Source organism: Ramlibacter sp., assembly GCF_035706265.1.
Lineage (GTDB): Bacteria > Pseudomonadota > Gammaproteobacteria > Burkholderiales > Burkholderiaceae_C > Ramlibacter.
Genome location: NZ_DASSVG010000264.1, coordinates 1 through 8,785 on the forward strand (window position 1 = coordinate 1; position 8,785 = coordinate 8,785).

Here is an 8,785-nt window from a genome sequence, read left to right on the forward strand (position 1 = left end):
CGCCGAAGAGGATGTCTTCCAGGGCGCGGCTCATCGCAGGATCCGCACCTTCTTCTCGAGGATGGCGCCCGCCCAGGCAATGAGCAGGCCGGATACCAGATACATCGGGGCAGCGACGGCGAAGGCAGACATCCCGGCGGCGGACTCGTTGGCGATCCGGGCCACGAGCGCCGTGAGCTCCCGCCCCGGCAGGGGCACCTGGGATGCCAACGACGTCGAGAGCATCAGCGCGATGAGCAGCGAGGTCATCGGTTGCACGACCGAGCGCAGCGCCTGCGGCAACACGATGGACGTGACGATGACCAGGGGACGCATGCCCAGGCTGCGGGCGGCCTCCACCTGGCCACCGGCGACGGTGTTGATGCCCGTGCGCAGGTAGTCCGCCGTGAACGCGGAGCACACCAGGGCCAGGGTCAGGATCACGCTGGGCTCATAGTCGATCACCACCTCGAGATCGGGCAGCGCGAACACGATGAAGATCAGCAGCGCGACGGCCGGGATGTTGCGGAACACCTCGACATAGCCGGTCAGCACGAAGCGGAGCGGCCGCAACGGCAGGAGCCGCGCCACCGTCACCACGATGCCCAGCGCGAAGCCGGCCACGAACGACAATGCCGTGAGCTTCCAGGTGAGCAAAAGGGCCTGCCCGAAGGCAGGCCCGTGGTCGGCCAGGAGCCGGAAGACACTACCCATCTGTCAGGGAAGCGCAGGCGGCGTCGGGACGTTGGTGCTCCCGGTGCGCTGCCCGATCGCCAGCGTCCACAACTTGGCCCAGGTGCCATCAGCCTCGATCTTCTTCAGGAAGGCATTGACGAAGGCCACGCCGTCCGAGCCTTTGGGCAGGCCGATTCCATAGGGGTCCGCCGGACCGAAGGGTGCTCCGGCCAGCTTCGCGTCGCCGGTGCCGAGGCTCAGGACATTGAGCAGCAGCGTGTAGTCGGTCACGTAGGCGTCCACGCGTCCCTGGCGCAGGGCGTCGACGGCCTCCTGGTGGGTCTGGAACTCCTGCACGATGGCCTTGGGCGCGAATTGCGCCAGGATCGCGGGCCCCGTCGATCCCGCCTGGGTGGCGGTCTTCTTGCCGGCAAGATCGTTGTACGACTGGATGGACTTGTTGTTCGACTTGACCAGCACCCCCGCCTGGGAGGTGTAGTAGGGACCGGCGAAGGAGATCTTCTCCGCGCGGGCCGGCGTGATCGAATAGGTGGCCAGCACCATGTCCACCTGGTCGTTGACGAGGACCTGTTCGCGGGTGGACGAGGTGACCTGCGTGAACTGGTATTTGGACCCGTCGCCCAGGATGTACCGCGTCAGGAGCTGGGCCAGGCCCGCATCGAAACCGCGGATCTTGCCGTCCTTTTCGTTGAGCAGCGAGAAGAGGTTCGAGGTCTGGGTGCCGCCGAGCCGCAGCGTGCCGGCCTGCTTGATCTTGCTGGCCCATTTGCTCGAGGCGATGGTCGCGGCATCGGCCACGGGGCCCTGGGCGACCAGCGCGTCGAAGGCTGCCGCATTGATGGGGGTGCCTTGGGCGAAGAGCGGCGCACCGGTTGCGACGGCCAGTGCGACCACGGTGGTTTTCAGGAAGGATGAGATCGTCATCGGTTCTCTCGAGGGGTGTGGACTGCCGCCGAATGTAGCAGCCCTGCGCAGGGCGACGGAGGTCCTCGCCGGTCCGGTTAAATTGCAGGCCATGAAGATCCTGATCCTCGGCGCCGGCGCGATCGGCGGCTATTTCGGAGCGCGCCTGGTGCAGGCGCAGGGCGACGTGACCTTCCTCGTACGGGAGAGGCGCGCGGCCCGGCTGCGCGAGCGCGGCCTGGTCGTCCACGCCATCGACGGCAAGTTCAGGCAGGACGTGCGGACGGTCCTCGCATCCGAGCTCGATGCCCGGTTCGACCTGGTGCTGCTGGCGTGCAAGGCCTACGACCTGGAGGATGCGATCGCATCGATCCGGCCGGCGCTGCGGGGCGATGCCCACGTGCTGCCGCTGCTGAACGGGATCGCGCACATTGCCCGGCTGCAGGAGGCCTTCGGCGCGCAGCGCGTGCTCGGGGGCAGTTGCCACATCCCGGCGACGATGACGGAGGAGGGCGAGATCGTCCAGCTCGCGACCCTGCACCGGATCGTCTTCGGGCTGCTGCCGGAGAGCGGCGCGGCCGCGCAGGACAAGCTGCAGCGCCTGCTGGCCTTGTTCCGCGCGACGCCCGTCGATGCCGTCCTGTCCGAGGACATCTGGCAGGACCTGTGGGAGAAGTTCGTCGGCCTCGCCACGCTGGCGGCCAGCACCTGCCTGATGCGTGCGGCGGTCGGCGACATCCTGGCGAGCGACGAGGGCGCGGCGTACGTACAGCAGACCTTCGATGCGTGCGCGCGGGCGGCGGAGGCGGCGGGGCATCCGCCGCGAGCAGCGGCTCGGTCGGGCTTCGAACAGCTGCTGCAGCAGCGCGGCTCGACCCTCACGGCCTCCATGCTGCGCGACATCGAGGCGGGCGCACCGACGGAAGGGGCGCACGTCGTGGGAGACATGCTGCGCCGGGTGCAGGCCCTGGGCGTGGACCCCGGCGCACTGCGGCCGGCGTGGATCCACCTGCAAAGCTACGAGCATCGGCGGCAGCGCGTATCCTCCCGGTGAAATGACATCCTCCGACGAATCGCTCAGCTGCTCGGACAACGCAGGCCGGCATCGCTTCGAACTGCACGTCGCCGGCCAGCTCGCCGCGTATGCCGAGTACAACGTGCTGAAGAACGGCCTGCTGCTCACGCACACCGAAGTGCTTCCGGCCTTCGAAGGGCGCGGCATCGGATCTGCGATCGCCCGCCATGCATTGGAGAGCGCGCGGCAGCAGTCGCTCTCCGTGATTCCGGTCTGCCAGTTCATGGCGGCCTTCCTTCGCAAGCACCCGGAATACCAGGACCTGGTGACGCTGGAAAACCGGCGCGCGTTCCGGATCTGAAGGGCACGCGCCTGCTCGCCGCCCGGCGAGCATGTACGAAAGCGCACCTGCAGCAGCAAGTCGCCTGTGCCTTCAGTCCAAAGGACGAAGACGCCGCCGGGGTCGACCTCTAAAACTTGCGGCTCCACGAGCAACTGGGAGTCCGAGCAGGATCACCGTATCTTCTTCCTGAACACCCACGCATGGCCAGCTCCCCTGGCTCGCTGGCGTCTCTGTGAGCGGCCCGAAGGGGACGGGCGCTCGGAACCACACTTTTCTCTCGTACCCCGGCCCCCGGCATTCGTGCCCTGAAGGAGGGACTCATGACTTCCGTCGTTCAAAACGGCGCGGACGGCGTTCCGCGCTACCTGGCCTTTCCCCTTGGCGAGCCCGTGAAAGGGCTGGCATCGCTGGCGCCCCAGGCGCAGGCCGATGACTTCCTGCGCAGCCGCGGCGCACTGCTGGCGCTCCCCGCCGCCACGCTCGCCGCGCTGTCCAAGCCGCCGGCGAGCTGGCCGGAGCCGGACTTCAACCAGCTGCGGGCCGAAACGCAGAAGCAGGTGATGGACTCCTACGTCGTCGGTTACGCGCAGACCTACTTCGGCCTGCCGGTGGTCGGCGCCGGCGTCAGCGTGATGCTGCGCGACGACCCGCGCGCGGTGCTCGCAGCGACTTCGACCGTGCACCACGACATCCAGGTCACGCGCCCCAGCGACGAGGCGATCAAGCGCGCCATGGCCCTGTTCACCCGCTCGCCGGGCACCGTGACGCGGCTGTCCGACGTCGGCATCGCCACGCCCGCGGACGGCCTGGACGAGGCGCAGCGCGAGACGCGCATCAACGCCGCCCGCCTGGTCGTCTTCCGCTACGACGCGGCGCGTCGCTCGGGCGATCCGCACCCGCAGGCACCGCACGACGAAGGCCTGCAGGAGCCGCCGCTGCCCAGCCTGCCGCTGCCGCCGCTGCCCCCTTCGATCGAGGATGGCGCCTTCTACGTAGCGGTCGAGGCCTACCTGACGCTGACCACCCCGCCCTGGGGCCGGATCAACTGGGTGATGTACGTCGACGTCGCCACCCTGGGCGTGCTGCAGCTCAAGCCGCTGGTCGACCATGCGGTCGCCAACGTGTTCCTGCGCGACCCCATCACGAAGGGCAGCGGCCTCACGCCGGGGGCAACGACGCCCCAGCTCAATCCCCTGCGCGACGCGGTGGCGCTGACGGGGCTGGACGCGCCGGTCTCCGGCACGCAGGCCCTGACCGGCAACTACGTGAGGATCATCGATGCCGTTGCGCCCACGGTGCCGGTGCCGAGCACGACCACGCCCTTCAACTTCGTGTACGACACCCGCACGAACAACTTCGCCGCGGCCAACGCCTACTTCCAGTGCGACCGCTTCTTCCGCCTGGTCAATGACATCGGCTTCACGGTGTCGAGCTACTTCGACGGCACCTCGTTCCCGATCACGGCCGACCACCGGGCGTTCGGCGGCAATACCATCAACGCGCGTTGCCCGGGCAACGCCACCGGCAACGGCATCGGCACGGTGGAATTCGCACTGGCGGACCTGGGGGACACGGCCAACCCGCTCGGGATCGCCGCGGACTGGCGCGTGGTGCTGCACGAGCTGGCCGGCCACGGGATCCTGTGGGACCACGTGAATTCGCCGAACTTCGGGTTCGCGCACAGCGCGGGCGACAGCGTCGCCGCCATCCTGAACGACCCCGGCTCCGCCGCGCCGGACCGCTTCGTGACCTTCCCCTGGCTCAACGTCATCGGCCGGCGGCACGACCGCACGCCCGCGAGCGGCTGGGGCTGGGGCGGCGCCAACGACATCGGCGGCTACAGCAGCGAGCAGGTCCTCTCCAGCACCTTGTTCCGCATGTACCGGTCGATCGGCGGCGATTCGGCCTCGGTGCCCCGGCGCGAGTTCGCGGCCCGGTCGGCGGCCTACCTGATCCTGCGCGCGGTCGGCCAGCTGACGCCGGCCACCAACCCGGGCAACGCCCTCGGCTTCGAGCAGCAGCTCGAAGTGGCCGACGCCGGCGTCTGGACCTCTACCAACCCGGCGGAGACGCATGCCGGAGGCGCCTACTGGAAGGTGATCCGGTGGGCCTTCGAGAAGCAGGGCCTGTTCAAGGCGCCCGGCGCGCCGAGCACCGCGGAAGGCGCGTCCCCGCCGGTGGCTGTCTACATCGACGACGGCCGGCATGGCGAGTACCCGTTCCTGGCCAATCACTGGAGCTGCACCGACATCTGGAACCGCCGCACGGTGGGTGAGGGTGGCGGTGTCCACGAGGAGCCGGTGGTCGGCACGACAAACTATGCGTACGTGCGGATCAAGAACCGCGGCACCCAGGCGGCGTCGGGGATCACGGTGAAGGGCTTCCACTGCCAGCCGGGCATCGGGCTGACGTATCCCGACGACTGGGAGCCGATGACCACCGCGCAACTCGGTGCGCCGAACCTCGCCGCCGGCGATGCGGTGGGCGTCGTGGTCGGGACGTTCGAGTGGACGCCCTCGCAGGTGGGCCACGAATGCATGTTCTTCAGCGTCTCGGCGACGGGGGATCCCAGCAACATCGACGGCCGCATCACCGGCTCCATCCCCGAGTGGCGCCTGGTGCCGCACGACAACAACATCGGCCAGCGCAACGTGCATCCGGTGGCCATGTCGCTGACGCGCGCGGACCTGGCGCGACGCCTGTTCTGGCTGCGCAACCCGTTCGACCGCCACGTGAAGGTGACGCTGAAGGCCACCCTGCCTGACTTCCTCCGCGAGCGCGGCTGGAAGCTCGAGTTCGTCTCGGCGGGCGGGGCGGCCTTCGGCATGCAGCCGGGTGCGCGGCGCGAAGTCGTGTTCGCGATGAGCGCCGGCCAGCCCTTCGATCGCAAGGTCGTCCCCGCCGACAGCGAGGCACGCACCATCGTCATCACCGCCGAGGCGGACGGCATCCCGCTGGGCGGCATGGGCTACGAGGTCGATCCGGACTACAAGCCGGCGGTGCCGGGCCACCATGGGCCGGGCTTGCCGGAGGCGTGTGCACCGGGGGCGATGGAGTTGCTGAAGTGCCTGCGCCTGGACCGGGCCGACATCGAGGACGTCGAGGTCCGGCGCGTGACGGTCGACATTACCTTCAAGAGCGGCTGCCGCTGAGGGTTGCTGGCGGTGCCGGAAGCCCGGGGGGCTGTCCGCACCGCCAGCGAGGGCCCTGCGATCGCCTCAACGCCCTGGCCGGTTCTCCCCCCGCGCGAACGACATGGACAAGGCGTACCACCCCGTGATGCTCCCCGGCGCCGCGCCTGCCGCTTCGAGCGCTGCCGGCGCGAGCGCCTCGCGGACCTGCGCTTGCAGGGCCTCGAGGTCGTAGGCGCAGACGACGAACACCCAATCCGCGCTGCGATCGGCATTGCCCCGGATCTTCTGCTCCGTGGTCGGGGCGATCGCGGGCGTGTCGGTGCGCAGCAGGTGCGCGCCGCCGAGGCCCGCGCGCAGCGGCAGCGCCTCCGCCAGCGAACCCAGTGCGTCCTGCAGGCGCTGCGCCTCACCGTCGCGCGGCGACAGCCGCAGCGTCATCGCATGCCGGGCCACGCCGACGCCGTGCGAATGCAGCACGCGCGTCTGGCTGCGCACCATGTTGCGGTGGTGCGGCATGAGCTTGGTGGACCAGGGCGTCGGCGCATTCAGCCGCGCGAGGTACTCGGGGGAACTGAGCGCAGCGTGCTCCTGCAGCTCGTACAGGATGAAGAAGCCTTCACCGCCGTCGGCCGCCGCCCAGCGCGACGCACGCAGGAAGCCCGGCAGCGCCAGCCGCTCCGGGAAATGCTCGTGCGAGTGCCAGTCTTCGAATTCGGCGCGCATGTCCGGCGCCATGTCCCACCACATCGCCAAGGCGGATTCACCCAGCAGTGCCATCGTCCTTCCTTCTCCGTCCGTTCAAACCACTCGCGCTTCCCGGCGCCGCAGCAGGGGCGAACTCGTCGCCGCGATCGCCAATTCGCCGGCGGCGTGCACGAGCGGCGACCCGAGCTCCTGCATCCGCGTGACCGTCAGCCGCTGCAACGGGCCCGCGATGGTGATCACGCCCGCCACTTCGCCGCCGCGCCGGGTCACCGGCGCGGCCATGGCGCTCATGCCCGGTGCGTACATCTCAACGATCATGCTGAACCCGCGCCTGCGGTCTTCCTCCAGCACCTTCATCAGCGCCTTGAAGGTGGTCGGCGCCTTGGGGCCGTATTCACGCGCCGAGCCGAAGCCCTGGCGCGCGACGAGTTCCGTCGCACGCTCTTCGCTCAACGTCATGAGCCATGCATGCCCGCCTGCGCTGCACGACAGGCGCACGTCGATGCCCATGTCGGGGTCGTAGCGCAGGCCGGCGCGTGCACCTTGCGCCTTCGCGACGAAGGTGAGGCGGTCGCCGTCGACCAGCGCAAGGCGGACCAGCTCGCCCGAGACTTCCGCGAGTCGGTCGATGATCGGCTGCGCGATGTCCACGATGCCCGCCGCGCCGAGAAAGCTCAAGCCCAGCGCGGGCAGCCGGGTGGTCAGGGCGTAGTCGCCCATGTCGCGCAACTGCCGCACGTAGCCACAGCGCACCAGGTCGGCCAGCAGGCGATGGCACGCGCTGCGCGGCAGGTGCAGTTCATCCGCCACTGCGGCGAGCGCCACGCCCTCCGGCTGCGCGGCCAGCGTTTCCAGGATGCGCAGCGTGCGATCGACGGTGCCTGTGGGTGCGGCGTTGGGATTCGTCATGTGAAAAGAGATTCCGGCTCGGAACGGCTTTCAAGCAGTGTCCCTATCATGCCCGCACTTTGATCCACATCAAACAGGAGATACGCGTGAACCCGATCACCCGCCGCGGCCTCGCCGCCCTCGCCTTCGTCCTGGCTGCCGGCAGCGCCGGTGCGCAGGTGCAGGAGCGCACCATCAAGTTCGGCCACTTGAACAACGTGGGCCACCCCACCAGCCTCGGCGTGCAGAAGTTCGCCGAGATCGTGGCGGCGAAGAGCGGCGGCAAGATCAAGGTGCAGGAGTTCGCCGCTTCGCAACTAGGCAACGAGCTGCAGCAGCAGTCGGCGCTGCAAGGCGGCGTGCAGGAGATGCTGGTTGCCTCCACCACGTCGCTGAACGGCATCGTGAAGGAGTTCGGCCTGCTCGATTTCCCGTTCCTCTTCGCCAACGCGAAGCAGGCCGATGCGATGGTCGACGGCCCCCTCGGCAAGGCGCTCGCCGCCAAATTGCCCGAGAAGGGCGTGGTGGTGCTGGGCTTCTTCGACCTGGGCTTTCGCAACGTGACGAACAGCAAGCGCCCGATCATGAAGGGGGCCGACCTCGAAGGCCTGAAGCTGCGCGTGATTCCCAACCCCGTCTTCCTCGAAACCTTCAAGACCTTCCACGCGAACCCGCTGCCCATGCCCTTCGCCGAGCTGTACGGCGCGCTCGAGAGCAAGGCGGTGGACGGGCAGGAGAACCCCTTCGCCGTCATCGCGTCGAGCAAGTTCTACGAAGTGCAGAAGTACGTGAGCGGCACGAACCACGTCTATGCAACCAATCCCATTCAGGTCAGCAAGCGCTTCTGGGATCGTCTCTCCGCGGAGGAGAAGAAGATCATCCAGGAGGCCGCGACCGAGGCGCAGAACTGGCAACGCGCGGTGAGCCGCGAGGTTTCCAGCAAGGCGCTGGGCGAGCTCACCGCCAAGGGCATGGTCTACAACGACGTGCCGCCCGCCGAACTGGCCAAGATGCGCGCCGCGGTGCGACCGGTGTACGACAAGTTCTCCGGCGCGTACGACCCGGCCATCGTGAATCTCTTCAAGTCCGAGCTGGAACGCGTCTCCCGACTCTGACCCGAAC

8 protein-coding genes are annotated in these 8,785 nt (G+C 68.7%); 4 read left to right on the top strand and 4 right to left on the bottom strand.

The features are described 5' to 3' along the window. Positions 1-30: 30 nt before the first annotated feature. A complete protein-coding gene (locus tag VFM98_RS09695) occupies positions 31-693 on the bottom strand; it encodes an amino acid ABC transporter permease (protein WP_325109718.1) in 663 nt (220 codons plus the stop codon). A 3-nt stretch (positions 694-696) separates the two neighbouring features. Further along, positions 697-1,599, bottom strand: coding sequence for a glutamate ABC transporter substrate-binding protein (locus VFM98_RS09700; protein WP_325109719.1), 903 nt, complete (start codon positions 1,597-1,599; stop codon positions 697-699). 91 nt (positions 1,600-1,690) lie between these two features. On the opposite strand from VFM98_RS09700, the gene VFM98_RS09705 reads away from it, so the two are divergent. The 3 genes from VFM98_RS09705 (at position 1,691) to VFM98_RS09715 (ending at position 6,088) form a co-directional block, all read left to right on the top strand. Next, complete coding sequence (locus VFM98_RS09705; RefSeq protein ID WP_325109720.1) at positions 1,691-2,632, top strand: ketopantoate reductase family protein; 942 nt, start codon at positions 1,691-1,693, stop codon at positions 2,630-2,632. Between the two features lies 1 nt (position 2,633). After that, positions 2,634-2,954: a GNAT family N-acetyltransferase gene (locus VFM98_RS09710; RefSeq protein ID WP_325109721.1), complete on the top strand. Its 321-nt coding sequence runs from the start codon at positions 2,634-2,636 to the stop codon at positions 2,952-2,954. Between the two features lie 302 nt (positions 2,955-3,256). Continuing rightward, entirely contained in the window at positions 3,257-6,088 is a 2,832-nt protein-coding gene (locus VFM98_RS09715) for a hypothetical protein (RefSeq protein ID WP_325109722.1), read from the top strand. 66 nt (positions 6,089-6,154) lie between these two features. On the opposite strand, the gene VFM98_RS09720 is transcribed toward VFM98_RS09715, so the two are convergent. Next, positions 6,155-6,847, bottom strand: coding sequence for a hypothetical protein (locus VFM98_RS09720; protein ID WP_325109723.1), 693 nt, complete (start codon positions 6,845-6,847; stop codon positions 6,155-6,157). A 21-nt stretch (positions 6,848-6,868) separates the two neighbouring features. Beyond that, positions 6,869-7,684 carry an IclR family transcriptional regulator gene (locus VFM98_RS09725; RefSeq protein WP_325109724.1) on the bottom strand — a complete coding sequence of 272 codons (816 nt, stop codon included), beginning with the start codon at positions 7,682-7,684 and terminating at the stop codon, positions 6,869-6,871. An 86-nt stretch (positions 7,685-7,770) separates the two neighbouring features. Between VFM98_RS09725 and VFM98_RS09730 the strand changes: the two genes are divergently transcribed. Continuing rightward, positions 7,771-8,778 carry a TRAP transporter substrate-binding protein gene (locus VFM98_RS09730; protein WP_414709007.1) on the top strand — a complete coding sequence of 336 codons (1,008 nt, stop codon included), beginning with the start codon at positions 7,771-7,773 and terminating at the stop codon, positions 8,776-8,778. Positions 8,779-8,785: the final 7 nt, after the last annotated feature.

What these genes read in the sequence shown, in the direction of transcription:
- VFM98_RS09700 (WP_325109719.1), bottom strand. Translation starts at nt 1,599, where the DNA reads ATGACGATCTCATCCTTCCTGAAAACCACCGTGGTCGCACTGGCCGTC.
- VFM98_RS09725 (WP_325109724.1), bottom strand. Translation starts at nt 7,684, where the DNA reads ATGACGAATCCCAACGCCGCACCCACAGGCACCGTCGATCGCACGCTG.
- VFM98_RS09720 (WP_325109723.1), bottom strand. Translation starts at nt 6,847, where the DNA reads ATGGCACTGCTGGGTGAATCCGCCTTGGCGATGTGGTGGGACATGGCG.
- VFM98_RS09715 (WP_325109722.1), top strand. Translation starts at nt 3,257, where the DNA reads ATGACTTCCGTCGTTCAAAACGGCGCGGACGGCGTTCCGCGCTACCTG.
- VFM98_RS09705 (WP_325109720.1), top strand. Translation starts at nt 1,691, where the DNA reads ATGAAGATCCTGATCCTCGGCGCCGGCGCGATCGGCGGCTATTTCGGA.
- VFM98_RS09695 (WP_325109718.1), bottom strand. Translation starts at nt 693, where the DNA reads ATGGGTAGTGTCTTCCGGCTCCTGGCCGACCACGGGCCTGCCTTCGGG.
- VFM98_RS09710 (WP_325109721.1), top strand. Translation starts at nt 2,634, where the DNA reads ATGACATCCTCCGACGAATCGCTCAGCTGCTCGGACAACGCAGGCCGG.